This window comes from Bacteroidales bacterium, assembly GCA_014860585.1.
Lineage (GTDB): Bacteria > Bacteroidota > Bacteroidia > Bacteroidales > 4484-276 > RZYY01.
Window position 1 is genome coordinate 21,046 of the sequence record JACZJL010000046.1, and the last position, 24,771, is coordinate 45,816.

The window sequence follows — 24,771 nt, forward strand, 5'->3', positions numbered from 1 at the left end:
CGATGATGGTGGTTTAAAAACCGGCTTTCTATTTAAATTGAATACAAATTAGGAGTTAAAAAACTATTTTTTTGGTAAAGGAAAAAAAATTTATATTTGCGGTATCAGAAAATTTAAAAAAAGGAGGCCGATGAACATTAGTTACAAACCATTTCCCACCAGACTATTTTCCTCCGGGCTTAAGCATTTTTCAGAGGCTTACTGCTACCAGAGGGTTTATTCATTTATCAATCAAGAAATTAGTTAAATTCAATTTTTTATTTATTAATTTAAACCTAACGTTTATGAGAAAAGTTACAAGTTTACTTTTATTGATGCTAATCGCCATTGCGATGAGCGTCAGTGGACAGCTAAGCGTGTATGAGTTCAGCCAGTCTTCTGGGACTTACACCCCTATCACTGGCGGAGCAGTACATGCAACAGACACATGGGATGACGCGATGATTCCCAGTATTGCGCTCGGTTTTACCTTTAATTATCTAGGTGTGGATTACACCCAGGTAACCATTTCCCCCAATGGTTATGTAATTTTTGGAGGAACTGCAACATTGGGGTATTCTCCTATTTCTTCCACTACTGCTGCTCCAGGATGTGCTGCGGCCATTGGTCGCGATCTGCAGGGGCGCACAGGAAGTGAAATCCGTTCTGAAACCATTGGCTCAGCCGGTGATTACATTTATGTAGTTCAGTGGACTGATGCCAAACGTTATGGTACGAGCTATCCAGACGAGTACCTGGATTTTCAGATCAGGTTATATGAGAATGGCAATAAGATCGAATTTGTTTATGGAGATTTTATTGGCTCAGCCTATGCCACTCCGGTTCATCCAGAAGTTGGACTCAGGGGTGCTACAAATGCCGATTACAAAAATCGTACTACTGCAACCGATTGGTTAGCTACCACATCAGGTGCTATCAACACCGCAACTTGTGCTATCACCAGCACTGTTATCCCTCCAGCCGGGTTGAGTTTTCTTTATTCACTTGCAAGCTGTCCGGCGCCTAACACTTTAGTTGCTAGTAATCTCACAACAACTACTGCTGATTTAGGATGGACACCTTTTGGCACTGAGGCATTATGGAATCTGGAATGGGGATCTGCTGGGTTTATCCCCGGAGCTGGTACGCTTGTACAAGGACTGACCTCCCCGTCCTACCAGTTAACAAATCTTACTCCGGTAACCAACTACGAATTTTATGTTCAGGCAGACTGCGGAACTGACGAAGTGAGTGAATGGGCTGGTCCCTATTCATTCTGGACAACAGCAGATCCTCTCTCCGGAAGCTACACGATCAACAGCACACTGCCTACGGGTGGAACCAATTTCAACAACTTTACCGATTTTGCCACTGCCATCAATCTTGGCGGGTTTGCAGGTCCAGTAATTGTTGATGTAGTTGCAGGAACAGGGCCATATACTGAGCAAATTATTCTTGGTCAGTTACCAAACAGTAGTGATGTTAACACACTTACGATCAATGGTAACGGAGAAACACTTCAGTATCTTTCTACCAATACCAACGAACGCGCAACGTTGAAGATGAACGGAACTGATTATGTTACAATTGATAACATGATCTTCAAATCGCTTGGTACTTTAACCACTGAATACGGTTTTACGGTGCAATTGATGAACAATGCCGATTATAACACTTTCACCAATTGCGAGTTTATCACCGATTTAACCACGACAAGTTCCAACTTTGCTGCTTTTGTCACAAGTAACAGCGCTACGGCAGCTACTTCAGCCGGGCTGGCAGCCAGTTATCTGACTGTTGATAATTGTACTGCTATTGGTGGTTATTATGGTCTCGTAGTAAATGGACCAACCGCTGCTCCATATTCAATGGACAATGTGATTACAAACAATACCATCAAGGATTTCCACCTCTATGGCTTGTACCTGCGTGGACAAAACAATGGTTTGTTTGCGAACAATGAAATCTCAAGACCGACAAGAACTACTACAGGAACTCTTTACATGCTCTATCTGACACAAAACATGTCCGGTTCATTGATCGATGGAAATCATGTTTTTGATCTATCACCCTCTGTTGTTTCAACAAGCACTGCCTATGGCTTTTATGGCACCACTGTATCGGCTGATGCCGGCAATGAATTGTTGATCTCTAACAACATTGTACATGGTTACGGAAATATGAATAGTATTCAATATGGTATTTACTTTAGCACATTGGCCAGTTCAGGGAATACCAGGATTTACCACAATACAATTGCCCTTGACTACATCAACCATAGTGGTTCATCTGTGATCAGGGGAATTTACCATACGGGTGCTACTGCTTTGGGAATTGATATCAAAAACAATATCATATCAATCCTGAGTAATTCAACAGGTGCAAAGCATTGTATTTATCTCTTTACAAATACTGCAGTGATTACATCAAATTACAATGTCTTTAACATTGGCGCCACTGCCGGAACCAACTATGTAGGATATTTTAATGCGATTAACTACAATTTAGCTGATTGGCAAACTGCAGGATATGATGTGAATAGTATTGAAGCAGATCCGCTTTACATTGATCTGTTTGGAGGCAACCTGATGCCACAGGCCGCAGCCATTGACAACTTTGGTACTGATCTTCTGGCTTTTGTACCCGAAGATTTTTATGGCGTAGCGCGTACAACCACTCCTGACCCAGGCGCCATTGAGTTCCTTCCTGCTGATTGTCTTGCACCATCAGGTCTGAACCTTGCCGGTGTAACTGCTGAATCAGCGACTATTGGCTGGACGGCAAATAATGGAGAAACGATGTGGAACCTCGAATGGGGAGCTGCCGGATACCCGTTCGGCACCGGAACACCGCTGACCGGCATTACTGCCAATCCATACCTGATTGAAGGGTTGACACCGGAAACAAGCTATGATGTTTACGTTCAGGCTGATTGCAGCACGGATGAAACTAGCGCATGGGTCGGACCGTTCACCTTTGCCACTCCTCCTTCCTGTCTGCCTCCGACTGATCTTGGCGTAATTGACCTGACAGCAACCACTGCAACTTTGATCTGGACTGCCGGAGGAGATGAAACGTTGTGGAACATTGAGTGGGGCGCAGAAGGTTTTGCACAGGGCTCAGGCACTGTGGTTACAGGTGTGAATGATACTTCATACGATTTAACAGGCCTTACTGCACAAACAGGTTACGACTTCTACGCGCAGGCTGATTGTGGATCTGAAGCTGTAAGCCCTTGGGCTGGTCCTTTTAACTTTGAAACCCCGTGCGCTGCATTTGAGCTGCCCTATGAGGAAGATTTCACAGGTGTTACTACTGGTACCATCCCGGCTTGCTGGGAGGTTCAGGGTTTAGGTCTCACTAACTGGGGAGCAACTGCAACCGCAAATGCAGGTGGTATATCACCCGAAATGAGATTATATTGGAGTCCGAGTTTCACAGGCTTATCCATGCTGGTATCGCCACCCATCAATACTACGGGTGAAACTTCGATGCTCATCGAGTTTAAGCATTTCTTTGATTATTATGCAATACCTTATACTATTGGTTTGATGACCACAGGTGATGGTGTAAACTGGAACACCGTCTGGTCGGTGGTTGACCCGACTGCTAACGTTGGACCGGAAAGCCAGAGTATTGTCGTGACCTCTGCTGAAGGTGTAGGCTCTGCCAACTTCAGGTTTGCCTTCTTTGGCGATGGGTATAGTTTTAACATTGACAATTGGTACATTGATGATGTAAAAGCTTTTGTTCCTACATTTGGAATTCTAAGCGGTTACGTAACAGAAGCTACCAGGGGTCCGGTTGAAAATGCAAGGGTTTTCAGCGGAGTATATGAAGGCTTTACAGATGCTACCGGTTTCTATCAGATAGAAAATGTACTGACCGGCCTCTATGATTTCACCTGCGAAGCCGAAGGTTACTTCTCTGTTGTAGCCGAAGGAGTTGAAATTCTTACTGATGTGACAACAACCCAGGACTTCACCTTAGGTTATGCTCAAATTGCTGTTGACCCTGAAATCATTCAGGAAACTTTACAGCCAGGCCAGGTGATGACAACGAACCTTACGATTTCCAATCCCATGGGAACGGAAACATTGACATGGAGTGCAGGTATCCAGCTATTAAGCGATGGCTTTGCAAGTAACCATAACCCCAAAATGGGTAATGTGAGTATGCCTGCATCTTTCAGTCCTGAGCAAGCTGATGTTGCTGAGGTAAATACCCAAACTATGCGCACAATTGAAAATCCGGTTAATCCGGTTACTTTTGTAACAGGTGATCCATCACGAGATTTACTCTGGGATAATGGTCCGTTTGTTACAAACCCGGGTGCAGGATCGGGTGGTTCTGACTATAGTAAGCTTCAGGATTTAAGCCTTGGCATGGCCACTTATGGTTCGGGAGCGCAAATATCAGCCGGTAATTCAATTGCTGACGATTTTGAAGTTACAGGAAATTGGACTGTGGAGACAATGTCATTCTTTACATACCAAACTGGATCTACAACGACTTCAACCATTAACGATGTGAGGGTTAAGATTTATAATGGAAACCCAATGAGTGGTGGAACACTTATTTTTGGTGACTTCACTACCAACAGGTTACTTTCGACACAATGGACAAATTGCTGGCGTGTACTGGAATCTGCTCCGGCTGAAAACAGACCGATTATGAAGGTAGTTGCAGATATGTCTGGATTATCACTTACATCTGGTATATATTGGGTAGAGGTAAGCATGGGTGGTACTTTAGCTTCTGGCCCCTGGATTCCTCCGATCACAATTTTAGGCCAGACAACTACCGGTAATTCAATCCAATATCAAACTGCCACATCAGCCTGGGCTGCACTTGTTGATATTGGACCACAAGGTATGCCTTTCCAGATCAATGGTACCGCGAGTGGTTTATGGATATCACTGGGTACTACTTCAGGTGTTGTAGGCCCCGGCGAATCGCAGGTGGTGGATGTTAACCTGGACGCAACAGGACTTACCGACACTACTTACTACGCCAACATCAACATCAACCACAACGGACAGGTAGCCGGAAAAGCTACACTTACCGTTCCGGTTGAGATGACTGTAGCTTCTACCTTACCGCCGGTTGCCGCTACATTGGTGTCACCACCAAACAATGCAACCCTTGTATCGTTACAGCCCTACTTCGAATGGGTTAACGGCGCAGGTACAGCGTTCAACAGGCTGGTAATTACCACCGGTACACCGCCGTTTACACAGTCAGTGTTTACTTCCGACTGGTTCCTTGGCGAATCCTTCGACCTTGCCACAACAGCACTTGTTCTTGACAAGAAGAAAGCCTACAACTGGCAGGTCAGGTCGAGAAATGCCGCCGGTACTGTGAATAGTCCGCTCTGGAAATTCACTACCATCGGTGCCGGAACAATCACCGGTTTGGTCACCGATGCCTATACTTTACTTCCAATTGAAGGGGTTACTATTACCGCTGAAGCATCAAGGTACGAAACTACCACTGCAGCTGATGGAACTTATACATTAAGCGATGTGCTTGAAGGTACGTATGAAGTCATGGCCAGTATCGAAGGGTACATCCCACAGTCGCAACCTGCTACGGTAAGCCACGGCGCAAACTACATAGCCAACTTCGAATTGAACATTATTGTTGACCCACCCACAGATTTAGTAGCTGTGGTGGAAAACTTTGTTAATGTGAACCTGACCTGGAATGAGCCGGGTTATGTTCCTCCCGTTGGTGGTGTTATCTTTGAAGATGATTTCGAAGCCTACACTGCAGGTCAACAGTTAGCCTGCCAGAACCCGACGGATTGGACTACCTGGTCAATTCTTCCGTGCAATGCGGTTGAAGACCCATATATTTCAAATCTTCAGGCGCACAGCGGAGCTAATTCAGTAGTGATCGTTCAAAATAATGACCTGGTCAAAGATTTTGGCGATCAAATTACTACCGGTAAATACAGCATCAGTTTCTATGCTTACATACCAACTGGAAAAACAGGATACTTCAATACTTTACAAGAGTTTACCGGCGGAACCTACGTATGGGGCATTGAAGTTTATTTCAACGCTGGCGGAGCTGGAAGTGTCAATCCAAACGGACCGCCAACAACCATTGGAACTTTTACCTGGCCTGTTGGTACCTGGTTTAAGGTTGAAAATATCGTCGACCTTGATCAGGATTTAACTGAACTCTGGGTTAACGGAAATCAGGTGATTACCTATCAATGGAGTCTTGGCGCTTATGCCCAAAATACAGGGCAGAATACACTTGAAGCCAACGACTTCTTTGGTGCGGCCGCTACCGATGAGATGTATGTGGATGATTATGTATTCAGGGATTTAGCCGGTGGAGCAGGAGAACTTTATGAATTGTCCTATCACCTCAATAATCCTCAAAATGGATACTATCAGTCATTCGATTATGGTTATGGTGTGGTTTACGATATCAGCGGTTTCACTAATGTAACAGTTGAAAAAGCTGATTTCCACCACGCATCATGGGGATTGTTGGGAACCTGGGATTACCAGTTGCATGTGGTTGACTGGAACACATTTACGCTGCTTTACTCAACGCCAGTGTTTCAGACGACCGGTAACGACCAGTGGGAGATTGACATTCCGCTGGGTTCTATCCCTGAAAATGGATTGGTTGGAATTTTCCTTGAACCACTTGGAAATATTGCAACGGATGCATACCCGGATTTGAGTTCTGATAATGAACTTACTACAACCAACTCCTATTACGGAGCGCTAAGCAGTTTCTCAGGTATGGGTCTGAGTACAATCGGTAATTTCCTGATGAATCTCTGGATTATGGCTGATCCGCTGGATGGTGGAGAACGTTTACTTGTACAGGCGCCTATTCTTAATGGAGCAACACCTGTTGCTCATACCAGCAGAATGGCCCCGGGAACCGGAACAGGACAGTTTGTTCCTAAAGAATATGTTGGAGCAGGCCGCGATTTACTTAGCTACAACATTTACAGGAATGAAGAATTCCTCGCCAATACCGCCGAAACGGAATATGATGACCTTGGCCTTGATGGCGGCACCTATTATTATACGGTTACCGCTGTTTATGACGAAGGCGAATCAGAACCCGTTGGACCTGCAGGTGTTGTTATTTTGGCGCCTCCGGTATTGCTCAGCGCTGAACCTGATTACTACGGCGTTGAACTCGTTTGGGAAGAAGGCTCGACTGTTCCTGAGACTTCTAACCTGACTGCAGGTATATCGGTTTCCGATACAGACCTCGAAGCTGCTGAAAAAATCAGCAATAAAGCTTCCTATCAATCATCACTTAACGAAGTAAAATCAATCGAACGACTGGGTGTAGTAACCAACACCTGTGAAACAGCCGCTACTGCATTGGTAGGATTGAATTCCGCACCAAACGCAGACTACTGGTATGAGTTCACCCCGACCGAAGATGCTGCCGTAACAATCTCTACATGCATCGATGGCCAGGAAGCTGATACCTATGTCGTTGTGTATGATGCCTGTGGTGGGATTGTGGTAGCCGAAAATGATGACCTCAATGCTGCCTGTTCATTTTTCCCCTATGCATCTGCTGTAACCTTTAATGCAACAGCAAATGTAAGCTACAAAATCTATTGGGATCCTTTCTGGGAAAGCCTTCCATTTGATTTCACCATCGAACTTGGCGAAATTTGTGTTGTTGAATGCCCGGTTGGTGGAGAACCCGAAGGGGAAGTTTGCCCTGGGAATGAATATGTGGATACTTTCAACGGCGGATGCAACTCTGATCCAGCCGTTTTCTCACCAATTACTGTTGATGTGCCGGTTTGCGGTACAGCAAGTAACTACACTTTAGCCGGAACCAGCCGCAGAGATACCGACTGGTATGAATTTGTTACCGACGAGCCTGTTGTAGCTACATTTACCGTCAACTCCGAGTTCCCTTCAGTATTTGGGTTCATTCAACAAATAGTACCGGGTGTTCCGGGATGTGCTAATATTTCCGGATCGATTTCACCTTATGCACTAGGCATCCCATGTGAACCAGCTTTCGTTACCGTTAATCTGTTACCGGGAACCTATTACTTCTTTGTAAGCATCAATGGTTTTACCGGTTATCCATGCGGAACGGCCAACAACTATGTTGCGACATTGACAACAGTGCCTTATTTTGCTGCATATTACAATGTTTTCCGTGATGGAGTGGATATCGCCGATGTTTACACCGGAATGACCTACTATGACGATGACATCGTAAACGGCGAAGAGTATTGCTACACCGTTACTCATGTTGTTGCTCCCGGCGTCGAAACCGGCGAATCCAATGAACTGTGCGCAATGGTTCCCTACCTCCCGGAAATCAGCACCAACCCGACATCTCTGTTCAAATCATTGTATGTTGGCGAAACTGGGACTGAGATGCTGAGTGTTATCAATAGCGGATTGGGCGAGGTTGATTTTGAAGTTGCTGTAGTCTTTGCCAAGAATCCGGCAGCTGATATCACTCAACCGGATCTTGTAGTTATGGATCCAAACTTTGTTCTGTCACCTGAAGCACGTGATGTTTGTACTGAAGTAGGAACTGTTAATCAGATAAATACTGCAGGATTTACACCACCATCAGACAATAGTAAAGATGAGTTGTACAGTAACGGACCACTCATTACAGGTCAATGCGCAACAACCCTTGCTCCTGAAAGCATGATCCAGGCTCCGGCAACGCTCTATGGATCCAACTTCAACCAGGTATTGGGCTACAGTGCTGCCGACGACTTTACCATTGCTGAAGGTACATGGACCATCGAATCCTTTGATATCTTTGGTTATCAAACCAGTTCGGGTGTTGTACCAACAATAACAGCTGCATATATTCGTATTTGGGATGGCAACCCGATGGCAGGTGGTACTGTGATTTGGGGAGATATGACCACGAACAGGATGAGTTCAGTGGTATTTTCCGGTATTTTCAGAATTTCAGCAACAGAAACCTGTGGTACAGCCCGGCCAATAATGAAGATTACTGCTGCTACACCTGGTCTTATGCTTGAAGCTGGTACTTATTGGGTTGAGATGGCTGCAGCCGGAAGTCTTGCTTCTGGTCCATGGATCCCGCCAGTATCTATCGTTGGTCCACAACCAGTCGGAAATGCTCTCCAGAATACTCCTACCGGCTGGACAATTGTTGAAAGTCCTGCAGGCTCCGGTAATATTCTGACATGGCCATTTATCATCAATGGTTCTTCAGAAAATCCATGGTTGGTTGTTGAACCGGAATTTGGCAATATCAATGGTGTTGGTCAGGTTGATCTGACGGCTACCTTCGATGCTACCAATCTTGCATTTGGAACTTACTATGCCAACATCTTGGTAACCTCCAACGATCCGGTTAATCCTGTATTGACCGTTCCAGTTGAATTTGAAGTACTCGAAGACCTTGGGATGTTATCAGGTTATGTAACCGATATCATTGCAAAAGGCCCGGTTAGCGGTGTTACCATTACTGCAGAAGAGTTGAGATACAGCACCGTTACCAATGAGTTGGGCTATTATGAAATGGCTTTACCTGTTGGTACCTACACTGTTACGGCAGCCAAAACCGGTTATGTTACCGAAACCGTGGCACCGGTCGAAATCCTGCTCGATCAGACCACCACACTTGACTTCCAGTTGGAGTTTGGTACACCAATTTTACTCTATGCAAATGGAGGAGTCGGTAGTATCAGCCTTGGATGGGAAGGAAATGCTGCGTACAGTAAAGATTATGCTGGCAGAATTTCTGCATCCAACATGGAAGAAAAAGGCGCCAGCTTCAATAAAGAGGCTGAATTACACGGTCCTACAGTGATTGTCCCTGAATCTACAGGTAGTCGCGCTGTAGGTGACGATTGCACCGATCCTATCATTGTGGGTGCTTTGCCTTACACCGATGTAAATACTACCTGCGGAAGAGGCAATTCGTATAGTGAAACCTGCCTTGGAAGCTATGATGGTGGTGAGGATATCATCTATCAAATCACACTTACTGAAGCCAAGACATTGTCAATCGCAATGACTACCACTACAACCTGGACCGGTATGTTGATCAGTGATGCATGTCCTCCAACTGCAACCTGCATTGCAACTGCAACAAATACGGGAGCAGGTGGGGTTACCATCAACGCTGAACTGGCTGCCGGCACCTATTACATCATGATTGATACCTGGCCTTCACCTGATTGTATTCCTGATTTCACACTGACTATCACCGAAACGGTAATTGGTCCTGGTGAAGCCTGCACTACTGCATTCGATTATGGCGATGTGGGTGATGACCCTGTAACGGGTTCTATCGTAGCAAACCAGGCTGTATGGTATAGCTTTACTGCCGATCAGAATTACAGCTCAGTTGACGTATCACTGTGTGGCTCCGATTTTGACACCAAACTGGAAGTTTGGGCAGCATGTGATGCCGGCGGTTATGCTTATTATAATGACGACAGTCCGGTTTGCGATACAAGAGCACTTCAATCACATATCACTACTGGTCCAATGACCCAGGGTACAACATGGTATGTAAAGGTTTATGGTTATGGATCTGCTTTTGGTAACTACATCCTTGGTATTACCGGAGCAGCACCTTGTGTTGTAACCTGTCCTCCGGGCGCATTAGCTGAAGGAGAGCCTTGTCCGGGAGATGAATATGTTGACCTGACCAATGGCGGCTGTAATTCAGATCCTGCAGTATTTACGCAAGTGAACTGCGGTGACGTTGTATGTGGAACTGCAAGTACCTATATGTTTGAAGGAACAAACCGCAGAGATACTGACTGGTACGAACTCACGATTACTGAACCAAAAGCTGTAACCTTTACTGTTACCGCCGAGTTTCCTGTAATTGGTGGTTTGATCGAACAAATAGTACCTGGTCAACCCGGGTGTGGCAATATCACCGGATATATAGCACCGTTCTTCTCTGGATTAGCTTGTGAAGAGATGATTATTGAAGTTGAACTGATTCCGGGTACTTATTACTTCTTCGTGGCTCCGGGTGTATTCAGCGGATATCCTTGTGGAATGAGTAACAATTATGTTGCTTCATGGGAATGTGCAGAAACTTTCATAACTTACTACAATGTAATTCGCGATGGTGAAACTATTGCACAGACTTATCAAAACACCTATGTCGATACAGAGGTAATGCCTGATGTTGAATACTGCTACACAGTAAGTCAGGAGATTATGCCTGGTGTTGTAACAGGAGAATCCAATGAATTGTGTGCTTCAGTGCTGTGCGCTACAGGCTGTGATTACACACTGAACTTTACTGACAGCTGGGGCGATGGTTGGAATGGTGCAAGTGTTTCTATCTATCAATCTGGCGCTTTAATCGGTACTTATACATTGGCTGGCGGTTCATTTGGAACGGCAATGGTTACTCTATGCGATGCAACCTTGACTTCACTGGTTTGGAGTGTTGGCGCCTATGATGAAGAATGCGGATTTGAAATGCTTGATCCTGAAGGAAACGTTGTAACCAGCTTTGCTGCAGGATTTGCACCTCTGGCTGGTGAATTCTTCAGCTTTACGACTGCTTGTCCGGTCATTCCTACCCAAGATATCCTATTGCCACAAGGCTGGAGCGCATGGTCATCCTACATCGATCCGATGATGGATGCTGCATTTGCTGATGTAATTGATCCTGTTGTTGACGACATGATCATCACGCAGTACTTCACCGATCTGTTCTATCCTGCTTATGGAATCAACACGATGGGTGACTTCAGCAATGCGCACGGTTACATTAGCAAGATGAATGCTGAAGCCGTGCTGACACTTGTTGGAGCTACTGTATCGCCAACGGTTGATCTTACCGCAGGCTGGAACCTCTTCCCGGTACTCGTACCTTGCAACTTAGATGCTGATGATGTGTTTGGTCAGATCCCTGGCCTCATTATTGCCTTCGAAGTAGCAGGTAATGGGATTTACTATCCGACAGCAGGTGTTTATACACTCGAAACAGTAGTACCTGGCAAAGCTTACTGGGTAAAAGTTGCCGGCGCTGCCAGCTTCACCTTCCCGGCTTGTGCCAAAGATGCTTCTTCAGGTTGGATTGCTCCATTGCGTCACAGCAATACTACCAACTGGAACGAAGTAACCTACACCGGACTGAGCCACATTGTTGCCTTTGACGAAAATGCAACATCAGGCCTCGTCGACGGTGATGTGATCGGCGCTTTCACCAGCAATGGTGTTTGTGCAGGTCTGACGGTTGTCAACGGAGAAACCGCTTCACTGGCACTCTTTGGTAATGACGTTACCACTGCCGCCAACGACGGTTTCACCGAAGGCGAACCACTAAGCTTCAGGGTATACCGCCAGTCCAACGAGACCGAGTACATCCTCGATGTGACCTACAGCACGCAGGCGCCCAACTACGACGGACTTTACGCTGTAAATGGCCTGTCGCTGGTTAAGGATATTGCGATGACTGCTACCGGAATCAGTGCACCTGAACTCAGCAATCTGACCATCTTCCCGAACCCGTCCACAGGTATCTTTAACGTGGCTGTTGATCATCTTTCAAAGAATATCAGCTACACTGTTACCGATGCCAAAGGACAGGCCATCACCGAAGGCAGACTGAACGAGTCGCAGGTCATTGATCTGAGCGACCAACCGAAAGGTGTCTATTTCATCAGGTTTACCGGCGAAAATGTTCTCCGCGTGGAGAAACTTGTTGTCAGGTAAGCATTGATGAATATCAATACAAAAGAGGCTGTCTCAAAACTGAGACAGCCTCTTTTTTTATCACTTTGATTCTGGAACAATTCGGCTGTTTTTCCTGTTTTGTGCGCGAGGTAAACGCTTTAAAAAGTCCCCATTGATATTCAATTGTTTATGATTATTTTTTGACAGATTTGGGTGCCCCGGTCATCTTTTCAATGTGAATTTACAGGTTAAATGGAGTTATTGCATGTTGGAAATAACTTCTTCTTTTGTCTTGACACAAAAGAAGCAAAAAGTCAATACTGAAAATTCTTTACGCGCAAAATCTACGGCAACAAACCTCTTGCGCGATCCAAGCCGGCAAGGCAAGCTATTGAATTTATTTTCCTTGCAGCGTATCTAAGTGCCTTGCCTTCCGGATCGCTCCGCAGGCCTGCGCACATGGTTCATTGCCTTGTTTTGCAGCGAAAAGAATTTAAGGTCGGTCCCAAAAGCCCACGTCATCAGCTCAGGGGATCGGCCTTATAAAAATTTCATACGTTTTCAAAGTGAGGATTCCAGCCTGGGGCATAGTAAGCAATACAGAAGCATGGGCAGGATTGTGCGGTGGAGCGGCTTGTATTGCGCGGGGAATCCGATCTGTAGAAAACAAGAAATTTTTATTAAGCCTTGATCTTTTGGTATCCCGCATGTGCGGGACCAAAAGTACGATTAAAAGGCAAGCATTCACTTTATTCGATGAAATTGAAATATGGGTGCCCCAACGCACAAAACAGGAGACAGCCTCTTTTTTTCTCTGATTGCTCCCGGAAGAATTCTGCTGTTTTTCACTTTGCCGCTATCTTTGTCGGAATTGTGCAAACATCACTCACTCCCCACCTTTTCATTCTTCAAAGTTGGGCAAGCCCACCTCCTCCTTCGTCAGATTTGCAAGCACCATTCCATCAATCCAATCCTCCATCAATCCATTCCTCCATCATTCCATGAATCCACCACCCCATTCACTTCTACATCCCCAACTCCTCACTGATCCCGCACATGGCATCAAGACTGATCTGGATGAACTCTTCGAGCGTCAAACCTGCCTGTTCACATTCCAATATATGCTCACGATTGACCGAGGCAGCAAAGGCTTTTTCTTTCATCCGTTTCTGAACGGATTTGGCTTTAACACTGGCCAGCTTTTTATCAGGATAAACCAATGCTGTGGCGGTGATCAGCCCTGTGATGGTTTCACCGGCAGCAAGGGTATGGTGAAAAACCGTCGTCCGCTTTTTATCGGTTGCATGTTCGTTGTGCAGCAGGATGGCTTCGATGATTTCCGGATCGATCCCTTTTCCGGATAAAATCCTGGCCGTCTCCTTGCCATGGATTTCGGGTGCTGCATTCACGAATTCAACGTCCAGATCATGAAGCAATCCGGCAAGACCCCATTTGTCCGGATCGTTGCCAAGCCTTTCGGCGAGCGCCCTCATCACCGCTTCTGAGGCATAACAATGCTTTCGCAGGTTGGGATTTTTGATATATGTGTGCAATAGTTCCAGCGCTTCTTTTCGTTGCATGACTTTTTTTTGCAAAAATAATTAAAGGCAGTGGATTTTGTAAGGGTAAAAAAACTACTTTTGACCAGCGTTCAAAATTAATCTGTTTATGCCCACAATTTATTTCGAAGAAGAGCAAAGATTTACACAGGGATGGATTTTTCTGCTCCTTATTGTCCCCGTTACAGTCATCGTTTGGGGGGTAATCCAGCAGGTGATCATGGGAATACAGTTTGGGAACAATCCTGCACCAGACTGGGTATTGATCCTGATTCTTGCATTCATGATGTTATTGGCCGCTTTCCCATTTATTCTGAAATTAAAGACATTGATAAACAAAGAGGGCATCAGCTACCGGTTTTTTCCGTTTCACCGGAGTTTTAAAACCATCACCTGGGATATGGTGGATAAGGTGTATGTCCGGAAATACAGTCCAATCGGTGAGTTTGGAGGTTGGGGATTCAGGTACGGTAAAAATGGTAAGGCGTTGAATACTTCCGGTAACAAAGGATTGCAAATCGAGTTCAGGAATGGAACAAAGCTACTGATTGGAACCCAACGGCCGGATGAGCTTCAGAAAACCCTTTACCAGCTTGGTGTTTCCTCCATTTCAGGGTTTTCAGGCTGAGATGGTATTATACAAGGAGCACTGCGATGCACGTTTTTTTAGCTTCTTTTTACTTTTTAGAGGTATTGACCCTGGAAGTATCGAAATCAATTGATTTTGAATTGAATTGTCGTTTCATTGTTGTTTAATCCTAATATTTTACCACATGATATTTGAATTTACCGAAGAGCAAAAGATGATTCGCCAGGCAGCAGGCGATTTTGCAAAGCGACTTGAGGCCGATGTGATCCACCGTGATACCCATGCAGAATTTCCGACTGAACATGTCAAAGCGCTTTGCGAACTTGGCTTTTTAGGGATGATCACCAAGCCCGAATATGGAGGAGGGGGTATGGACACGATTTCTTACCTGCTTGCTATGGAAGAAATTTCTAAGATAGACTCGTCGGTTGCAGTCATCATGTCGGTACACAATTCGCTGGTGCTGGCAGGCATGGAGAAATTCTGCAATGAAGAACAAAAGCGGAAGTATCTGCCAAAAATGGTCACCGGAGAGCACATCGGCGCCTTCCTGCTGTCGGAACCCGAGGCCGGCTCTGACGCCACTTCACAAAAAACCACCGCTGAAGACAAAGGAGAGTATTACCTGGTGAACGGAACAAAAAACTGGATTACCAATGCAGCTTGTGCTTCTGTTTACATCGTCATCGCACAAACCCATCCCGAGAAGAAACATCATGGCATCAACGCGCTGATTGTCGATGCCAAATCACCCGGCATTTCACTTGGCCAGCACGAGGACAAAATGGGCATGCGCAGCAGCGACACCCATTCGGTGATGTTCACCGATGTGATCGTCCCAAAAGAAAACAGGATAGGGGAGGACGGGTTCGGATTTAAATTTGCCATGCAGGCACTCGAAGGGGGCAGAATAAGCATTGCCGCCCAGGCCACAGGCATTGCGCAGGGTGCTTTCGAAAGGGCGTTGAAATACTCGAAAGAACGAAAAGCATTTGGAAAGTTGATCTCACAACACCAGGCCATTGCGTTTAAATTGGCCGACATGGCGCTCAAGATCGAGAATGCACGCAACCTTTACCTGAAAGCCGGTTGGCTGAAAGACCACGGAAAACCATTTGCTAAAGAAAGCGCTATGGCGAAACTCTACGCAGCCGATATCGCAATGGAAGTGACCACCGAAGCTGTTCAGATCCACGGCGGGTATGGCTATGTGAAAGAATACCATGTTGAACGTCTGATGCGTGAAGCCAAACTTACCCAGATTTACGAGGGCACATCCGAAATACAGAAGATCGTCATCTCGCGGTTGCTGCTTCAGGATTAAAGATTTTTCTTAATTTTACCCAAATATTAGTTTGGTGTGCTGAGGATTTTTCTATGGTTTCTGAAGTCATTATCTCTTGGTGCAACTCTGTGATCCTTTGTGTAACTTTGTGATATAGCTATTGCACAGAGAGCCAACAAGAAGACACGATCCCGTACGTACGGGACACAAAGAAAAAGATGAATATTATGAACGAAAATGAATTATCAAACAAGATTATTGGATGTGCCATTGAAGTACATAAACAATTAGGTCCCGGGTTATTGGAATCTGCATATCAGGAATGTTTGTTTTATGAGATCAAGCAGGCTGGCTTAAAGGTTCAAAAAGAAAAACCTATGCCAATTGTTTATAAAGAAGTTAAGCTTGATCACGGTTATAGGATCGATTTGCTAGTCGAAGAAAAGGTAGTAGTAGAAATAAAAACTGTTGAGGCATTTAGTGATGTGCATACTGCCCAGGTTCTTACTTATTTAAGATTAGGCAATTATAAACTTGGTTTGCTTCTAAATTTTCAGACTACCGTACTTAAAGATGGCATTAAAAGAGTCATAAATTAAGAACAGCACATCTTAATAATATTTAGCCTCATCTCGCATGCTGCTTCAGGATTGATCTTTTTTTCTATTTTTGCCTTTCATTTTTATTCAGCTCATTTTTGTTAAACATAAACTTCAAAACATGAAGATATTAATCTGTATCAGCAACGTGCCTGATACCACAACCAAAATCAAACCTACTGCCGATCAAAAAGCCATCGACCTGGCCAACGTACAGTGGATCATCAATCCATGGGACGAACTGGCACTAACCCGTGCCCTTGAGTTAAAAGAAGCTTCAGGTGGTAAAATTGAAAAAATTACGGTACTCACTGTCGGTGATAAGATAGCCGAACCCACCATCCGCAAGGCACTGGCCATTGGCGCTGATGACGCTATCAGGGTGAATGCAGACCCAAAAGACAATTATTACACTGCCTTCCAGATTGCTGAAGCATTGAAAAACAATCATTACGACATCATCATTTGTGGCATTGAATCATCTGACTACAACGGCTCAGCTTTGGGTGGAATGTTGGCTGAGTTTATGGACATGCCTGGCGTTTCATCGGTGTCAAAGCTTGACATTGAAGGCGATACGGTAAAGGTTAACCGCGAAATCCCCGGAGGATTTGAAGTGGTGGAAGTAGAAACCCCTTTTGTGGCAGTAGTGCAGAAGGGAATCGCTAAAGAACCGCGTATCCCCTCAATGCGTGGTATCATGATGGCACGCAGCAAGCCGCTTACAGTTGTCGAACCGGTCGCCGCAGAACCATTGACAACTTTCACGTCTTACAATACACCAAAGCCCAAAGCTGCATGCAGGATGGTGGATGCCGAACAGGTGGAGGAACTGGTGAGCCTGCTTCACAACGAAGCCAAAATAATTTGATTTGGTAACTTTTAAAACAAGACAACATGAATAAAGTAATCATATTCGCAGAGAATTTTGACGGAAAATTTAAAAAAGCCACTTTTGAAGCTGTTTCTTATGGAGCTGAGATTGCGGGGCAAATGGGTGGAGAAGCTATTGCCATTTCGATCGGCGATGTTGCCGCCGAAGAGCTGGCAATATTAGGTAATTACGGCGCTTCAAAGGTTTTGTCACTAAAAAATGAAGCATTGAAAACCCTTGATGCAAGAGCCTATGCAAGAGCCATTGCACAGGCAGTGGAGAAAGAAGCAGCCAGTGTGCTGATCTTTACCGGGTCCAATGCTTCAAAAGCCATTGCACCGCGCGTTGCCGTCAGACTGAAAGCCGGAATGGTGTTTGGCGCCAATGGCCTTCCCACAAGCCTGAGCCCTTTCACGGTCCCAAAAAAAGTGTTTCACGGGAAAGCCTTCGCTGATGTGGCTTTTAATTCCGACATCAAAGTAATCAGTTTAGCGCAAAACTCTTACGGTGTGATTGAAAATAAAAAGGCAGTTGCAATCGAGCATCTGGATGCTACTTTTGATGCTTCGATCATCAAAACTAAAGTAACCAGTGTGGAGAAGAGCACCGGCAAAATCCTGCTCAACGATGCAGAAGTCATTGTCTCTGGTGGTCGCGGCATGAAAAACCCCGATAACTGGAAACCGCTCGAAGAACTGGCCGACATCCTTGGGGCTGCGCTGGCCTGCTCACGTCCTGTTTCTGACGAAGGATGGAGGTCACACTCGGAACACGTTGGGCAAACCGGTAAAATCGTGGCGCCAAACCTCTACTTTGCATTTGGAATATCCGGCGCTATCCAGCATTTGGCCGGCGTCAGCTCTTCAAAAGTGATTGTAGCGGTGAATACAGATAAAGAGGCGCCGATTTTCTCGGCTGCCGACTACGGTATCATCGGCGATGTGCATGCTGTACTCCCCAGGCTAAATGCCGCATTGAAGAAGTTTAAGGCTGAGAATTAGTGACATTCAGTTTAAAAAAATTCGATGATGATTTTCTCCCCTGGCTGATAAATGATACCTGCCGGGGGATTTTTTTGTGATCGTTTAACGGCATAATCCTTTTATGTTTAACTTCGCAAGGACTTATTTAGCAAAACTATTTTACCTTGAAAAAGCTTACGAAAGGTTATCTCGTCCGGATATTAATTCACCCGCTGCTGGTTGCTTTGCCATTGACAATCATCGCTATCTTCATTTTTTCTGATCATTTCGCCAGGTACAAAGCTGAACGTATTGATGCAAAGGCAGTTTCTTATAAAAATGCTGTTGTTTGTTACGCAGACCTGGATGGAGATGGAAACAGCGACGAGGTCATTTTTTTCGAAAACTCAAAAAGGAAAGCTGCTGCTACAGCCATCCTTGGCAATGGAAAAGTTGTGGATCAATGGAGTATGAATGGGCAGTTCCTCACGATGAAAAGTGGAGAAACTGCTGATATTGATAAAGATGGCAAGGCAGAAATCATCATGCTTTACTTCAGGAATGACTCGGCGTTTCTCAGTGTTTTCAAACCTATGGATTTGCTAAAACCTGACCAGCAGGATATTTTTATTGACACCGCCAATTTTTCAGGATTTCCTGATGATTTTGCCTTTTCTCCGTTTATCCTCAACGATATCAATGGTGATTCTTTTCCTGAGATACTTTTTGCCATATCAGCAGGATTCGGCCTGTATCCAAGAAATCTTTACGCTTACGATGTTCAACATGATACTGTTTATCGGTCGCCTTACCTGGCAGTCCAGATTTCATTAACGGATAACCCTATTGTTGATGATCTTGATAATGATGGACAGATAGAAATTTTGGTTAATCACTTTGCTCCGGGGAATATGAAATCAACAGATCATGTGCCGGTTCATGACAATTCCTCGTGGATATTAATCCTCGATCATAACCTTCAATTCTGGATCCCGCCTGTCGAGTTCAAAGCCACTCCTTCTACAATCAATCATCAAATTATTAGTGTGAATGGAGAAAAGAAAGTATTGTTCCTGTTCAGCAACAATTCCAACATAGGAGAGCCCTCGACTATAGCGCTCTTTGACCCAATCGAAAGACAAGTAACCGGTAAGCTTTTTCTGGACAACATTACTCCCAAACAGTTTCTCCAGGCAAAATCAACGGATCAATCACTGGCCTTTGCGGATAACACTGGTAAAATCTATAGCGTTGATGCCGATCTCCAGATTGCATCTTCAGGCGCCCTCAGCAATTTTGTCGTAAAAAGTTCGGTCAGGGAAATGGACCTAGACGGATGCGGACAAAAAGAGATGTTGATGATCGATAGAGACTACCTTGGTGTGTATGTTTTTCGTAACGATAATAGTACTCCGGTTCATTTATCAATTACCGATGAACCTTTTCAGAAACTTAATAAAATAATGGTTTTGCTCAAAGATGGCATGCACGAAGGGTTTGCGTTGCACGTTAACGACTTTGTCTATCATTATTCATATACCAAAAACTCCTTGTATTTTCTGCAATGGCCTTTTTATTTTTTTATATTTTTCTTCCTTGCAGGTATTTATGATCTGATAATGAAGTTTTACACCAAACAGCTCCGGAAAATTTATCAAAAAGACCAACAAATCGCTGAATTAAAGCTAAAAGGTATCCGAAATCAACTTGACCCTCATTTTACCTTTAATGCCATCAATGCAGTATCTTCGGCACTTTACAATGAAGGCAACAAAACTGCCTATACTTATTTTACGAAATTCGCGAAACTGATCAGGTCTTCATTGCTCTATTCTGATCGAGTTACACGTTTGTTAAAAGATGAGCTGGACTATACTGTGCAATACCTTGAAATTGAAAAATTCAGGTTTGGTGACAAGTTTGACTATGAATTGTTGGTTGATGAAGATGTAGTGCTCACCACAGAGGTTCCGAGAACAATCATTCAAGCTTATGCTGAATCTGCAGTTTCGAACGGATTAATGCACAGAGATGTTGGGGGAATGCTGACAATTACTGTAAAAGAGCAGAACAACTATCTCGAAATACGAGTAATTGATAACGGTTGCGGTATGGAGAAATCTAAGCAGTTTAACAAGGATAAGGCCTTCAAAACAATCAAGATAATGGATGAATTTATCGGGTTAATCAATGATATGAACATCACTAAAATAGATGTCGAGACGTCTGATTTGAAAAAAAATGATGCTGTCGCAGGCACTCAATCGCTGATAAAAATCCCACTTAATCTCCGTTACCGGTTGTCCTGATGTTGGCGTTGAATAGACAGGAAATATACTAAATTCTAAGTGTAAATCTTGGCCTCTGTTTCTCCTGACAATACCCTCATTCCATTAAATGCCAGTGCTTTCATCTCGTCTTCACCGGGATAAACATGAACTGGGGCAATCCTGTGCACCCGTTCAATAATCTGATTTACGAACCATTTTGAATGGGCTACACCACCGGTGATGAGAATGCCATCCACCTGGCCTTTTAAGACCACACTCATAGCACCAATATCTTTAGCCACCTGGTAAGCCATGGCTTCATAAATCAACCCTGCTTTTTGATCGCCCTGAGCCATCATTTGCTCAACATCGTAAGCACTGTTGGTTCCTAAGTACCCGACAAGTCCTCCTTCACCCTTGATCATTTTCATGATTTCTTTCTGCGTGTATTTACCGGAAAAACACAGTCGCACGAGGTCGCCAATCGGTAAGGTTCCTGATCGCTCTGGAGAAAAAGGACCTTCTCCGTCGAGGCCATTGTTAACATCAACCACCCTGCCCATCTTATGCGCGCCAACAGTGATTCCACCACCTAGATGTGCCACAATGAGGTTCATTTCCTCATACTTACGCATCACTGCTTTGGCATGTGAACGGGCAACGGCTTTTTGATTTAGTGCGTGGAAAATAGATTTCCGGACAAAATTGGGATTACCGCTGATTCGGGCAATGTCGTCGAGTTCATCCACAACCACCGGATTGGCAATATATGCGTTTACTCCTTTCAGCTGTTGGGCAAAGGCATCGGCAATGAGTCCGCCAAGATTAGAGGCATGCTCACCCATGGGGCTGTTGCGCAAATCCTCCTTCATGCGCTCATTAACGAGATAAACGCCGGACTCTATGGGTTTAAGCAATCCGCCACGACCAACAATTGCTTTTACAATTTCCTCGGGTACGTTGGCATTGTTGAGTTGTCCGGCAATGATGTCTTTTCGGTACTGGAACTGGTCGGTGATTTTTTCAAACCTGGAGAGTTCCTGTGGATCATGTTGAATGTTCTTCAAAAAAATTGGATTCAGGTTCACAAACACCCCTATTTTTGTGGATGTTGAACCCGGATTGATCGCTAAAATTCCAATTTCATCCATTCAACTTTTACTTTTTATTCTTCACGGAAACAATAAGATTAATGACATTTTGCCGAATACATGCTGATCATCCTTTTGTAAGGTTGACCGTTTTTCTTTACTTCACCTGATGGCTCGTGGTCAATACCCTATACAAACTATCCAATATTGGCTGCAAGTGCAATCGAAAGGAATTTGCTCTTATCGCTGTCACTGCGGGAGGTCAGTACTATCGGGGCTTTTGCACCCATGATCACAGCACCGGCTACAGCGCCGCCAAGGAAATTCAGGGTCTTGTAAAGTATGTTGGCTCCGTCAATGTTGGGCGCCATAATGATATCTGTATCTCCGGCTACTTCGCTGGTAATATTTTTCAGCTCGGCAGATTTTTTTGAGATGGCATTGTCAATGGCCAGCGGACCATCAATTACGCACCCGGTAATCTGTTTGCGGTAGTTCATCATCGAAATGGTAGCGGCGTGCATTGTTGCCTCCATCCTTGGGTTTACTGTTTCAACCGACCCAACAATGGCAACTTTTGGTGTATGGACACCCAGTTTATGAAATACCTCAATGGCATTTAAAATGATCGCAATTTTTGTTTCCAGGTCAGGATTTACGTTCATTGCGGCATCGGTAACCCCGAGCAATTTGTGATAGTATGGCGATTCAAACACTGCCACATGACTCAGTGTGTCTCCTTTGCGAAGCCCCAATTCTTTGTCCAGTACAGCTTTCATCATGGTTCCCGTTCCAACTGCACCTTTCATCAGGATTTCAGCTTTTCCATCGCGGATCAGCTCAACTGCCTTCCGCGAAGCCAGGTATTTGTCCTCCTCGTGGTAGCTTTCATATCCGCTGATATCGAAATTTATGTTTTTTGCTATGATGTTAATGTTCAGCATATTGCCGACTAAAATTGGCTCAATAATGCCGTGGTTTACAGCATTTTTCACGGCCAGCAAAGCATCTTCATCACCAGCTGCAGCTACCACCAGTTTTCTTGTTCTTTTTTGTTTTGCTGCTTCCACCAGATCAATCAAATGTCGGATCATTGTTTAAATTTTTAAGAAAATAAATCTTGTTTGTTATTCAATTAACAGGCTGCAAAAATAATTATTTAAGCAGGACTGGCACTAATAACCTGAGAGTTTGTAAGAAAATATTTTGAGACTATTCCGAGTAGAAGTCGATCATTTGCTGGATGGCCTTATTACAAGGAGCGCAAAAGACATTTCCTTTAAAGGTATGCATCAGGCAGTCTATCGAAGGGCGATAAATACCTTTTGCAGCATATCCGCCTCCCTCATACACACCTGTAACGTTCATATATTCTTCAATTGCAGGAGTTGGGATGGGTGTTCCGGGGTCAATCATGTGTTTCCATTTACTGTCGAAGTCAACAAGGGTAGTGATGTTTGGTTCCCAGGGTTCTACATCGAGTGGGTAAAAGTCGCTGTATGCCACTTCACTGTCGTAATATTCATCGCCGAGCCCTGCAAAGCCATGTCCGAGCTCGTGAATAAAGATTTTTGCTGCCTGGCTGTTGCTGTTCACTGAAAGTGAATAATAGTTATAAATAGCGCCACCTCCATATTTTTCATGATTTACCAGGATGTAAATCTGGTCGTAGGGGGCGTTGGCAGCCATATCTCGAACACTTTTATTATCCGGAGTCATACAATACCGCTCACTGTCGAATGTATAAAAACTTGCATTGAGTAAAGTTTTGCGCCAGATCGTATCAGCCGGAATGTCGCAACCGGACTCCGGTGAAGGAGCCGATACACCGCGAATATTAAATTTGTTACTGTTTTCTGAGTAAGGCTCAAAACTAAAAAGATGCGCGGCAAAATCAAAGCAATCTTTTTTAAACAGATCCATTTCATCTTTTGTGTAGCCTTCGGGTAAAATCAGAACATCCACCATTTTTGCCGGATCGCCCGAAATGTGCACGTCAAATGAGGGATATTCAAGCCTGCGCTCTTTCCTGATGAAATAGCTGTCTATATCCACATTGTAAACAAACCGCTTCTCAAACTCACCTTTGGAATCCCGGCCGAAAAAATCAACCCTTACATCTTGTTTCGGAAAGGGGAAAACAACGGTCTCAGTAAAGGACTTCGTGGTTTTTTTTGCTTCTTCAGTGGTTTGCCATTCGCTGAAAAGTGAACCATACCCTCTGGAGTAGATCACCGAATCCGTCGCTAAATCAACCACTTCAAAAAAGTACTCACCATACTTTAGTGTATCAATCAGGTTTACCTTTGAGCCTCCCCAGTATGGCTCTTCGAGCAGCTCATCAAAATAATAGTCATCTGTTTCATGATTGCCGGCATGAACATAGTCAATCCGTAAGGTGCGGTCATGAAAGAAGCGGTCGAATTGAGCAGAGAGAGAATTCCAAATGAAAATGAAAACCAGCAAGGAAAAGATTTTTTTATTGTTCATATTTTTAGATTTGGATTTTTTAAATTTTGAATTTTTAGCCTTCTTTATTCATAAACTTAGTGAATCTTTGTGTCTTTGAGCCTTTGTGGCAACTTTTTCTTTTTGCCACTCACAAAGTGATGCCTGTGGCACAAGACACCAAGACTCTAAGAATCAAAAAATTAAAGAATTTCATAAATTTTCCAGGTTAGATCAGGTGCTTTAATTTGCTGCAAAAGTAAGCAGGAAAATTTTAGGAGGGATTTAATTTACGGTATTTTTCAAACGAAAAAACCAGGAAGAAAGCCTTTACTATTTATTTGGCTAATTCCCTGGTTTTATTGACGTTGTGGAGATGCCGGGAGTCGAACCCGGGTCCAAACAAGCAGCACTAATGCTTTCTACATGTTTAGTTCTTCATTGATTTTT

The 24,771-nt window shown here is 44.3% G+C and carries 11 protein-coding genes and 1 other RNA gene; 7 read left to right on the plus strand and 5 right to left on the minus strand.

Translation table 11 applies throughout. The features are described 5' to 3' along the window. The first annotated feature begins 284 nt into the window (after positions 1–284). Complete coding sequence (locus tag IH598_05510; protein MBE0637956.1) at positions 285–12,683, plus strand: carboxypeptidase regulatory-like domain-containing protein; 12,399 nt, start codon at positions 285–287, stop codon at positions 12,681–12,683. A 986-nt stretch (positions 12,684–13,669) separates the two neighbouring features. Here the strand turns inward: IH598_05510 and IH598_05515 are convergent. Next, positions 13,670–14,224 (minus strand): HD domain-containing protein, encoded by a 555-nt coding sequence (locus IH598_05515; GenBank protein MBE0637957.1) that lies wholly within the window; start codon positions 14,222–14,224, stop codon positions 13,670–13,672. An 88-nt stretch (positions 14,225–14,312) separates the two neighbouring features. Between IH598_05515 and IH598_05520 the strand changes: the two genes are divergently transcribed. From IH598_05520 to IH598_05545, 6 genes are all read left to right on the plus strand, one after another. Further along, positions 14,313–14,831: a hypothetical protein gene (locus IH598_05520; protein ID MBE0637958.1), complete on the plus strand. Its 519-nt coding sequence runs from the start codon at positions 14,313–14,315 to the stop codon at positions 14,829–14,831. 145 nt (positions 14,832–14,976) lie between these two features. Then, positions 14,977–16,116, plus strand: coding sequence for an acyl-CoA dehydrogenase family protein (locus IH598_05525; protein MBE0637959.1), 1,140 nt, complete (start codon positions 14,977–14,979; stop codon positions 16,114–16,116). 188 nt (positions 16,117–16,304) lie between these two features. After that, positions 16,305–16,676: a GxxExxY protein gene (locus IH598_05530; protein ID MBE0637960.1), complete on the plus strand. Its 372-nt coding sequence runs from the start codon at positions 16,305–16,307 to the stop codon at positions 16,674–16,676. Positions 16,677–16,797: 121 nt separating this feature from the next. Further along, on the plus strand, positions 16,798–17,547 hold the full coding sequence (locus IH598_05535; protein MBE0637961.1) for an electron transfer flavoprotein subunit beta/FixA family protein: 750 nt from the start codon (positions 16,798–16,800) through the stop codon (positions 17,545–17,547). A 26-nt stretch (positions 17,548–17,573) separates the two neighbouring features. Beyond that, entirely contained in the window at positions 17,574–18,551 is a 978-nt protein-coding gene (locus tag IH598_05540; protein MBE0637962.1) for an electron transfer flavoprotein subunit alpha/FixB family protein, read from the plus strand. Between the two features lie 146 nt (positions 18,552–18,697). Next, positions 18,698–20,821 (plus strand): histidine kinase, encoded by a 2,124-nt coding sequence (locus tag IH598_05545; GenBank protein ID MBE0637963.1) that lies wholly within the window; start codon positions 18,698–18,700, stop codon positions 20,819–20,821. Between the two features lie 35 nt (positions 20,822–20,856). On the opposite strand, the gene buk is transcribed toward IH598_05545, so the two are convergent. The 4 genes from buk to ssrA form a co-directional block, all read right to left on the minus strand. Beyond that, positions 20,857–21,933 (minus strand): butyrate kinase, encoded by a 1,077-nt coding sequence (gene buk, locus IH598_05550; protein ID MBE0637964.1) that lies wholly within the window; start codon positions 21,931–21,933, stop codon positions 20,857–20,859. Positions 21,934–22,070: 137 nt separating this feature from the next. Then, positions 22,071–22,967 (minus strand): bifunctional enoyl-CoA hydratase/phosphate acetyltransferase, encoded by an 897-nt coding sequence (locus IH598_05555; protein ID MBE0637965.1) that lies wholly within the window; start codon positions 22,965–22,967, stop codon positions 22,071–22,073. 118 nt (positions 22,968–23,085) lie between these two features. Next, complete coding sequence (locus IH598_05560) at positions 23,086–24,363, minus strand: peptidase M64 (GenBank protein MBE0637966.1); 1,278 nt, start codon at positions 24,361–24,363, stop codon at positions 23,086–23,088. Positions 24,364–24,689: 326 nt separating this feature from the next. Further along, positions 24,690–24,771, minus strand: a transfer-messenger RNA (tmRNA) gene (ssrA, locus tag IH598_05565); the annotation flags it as partial.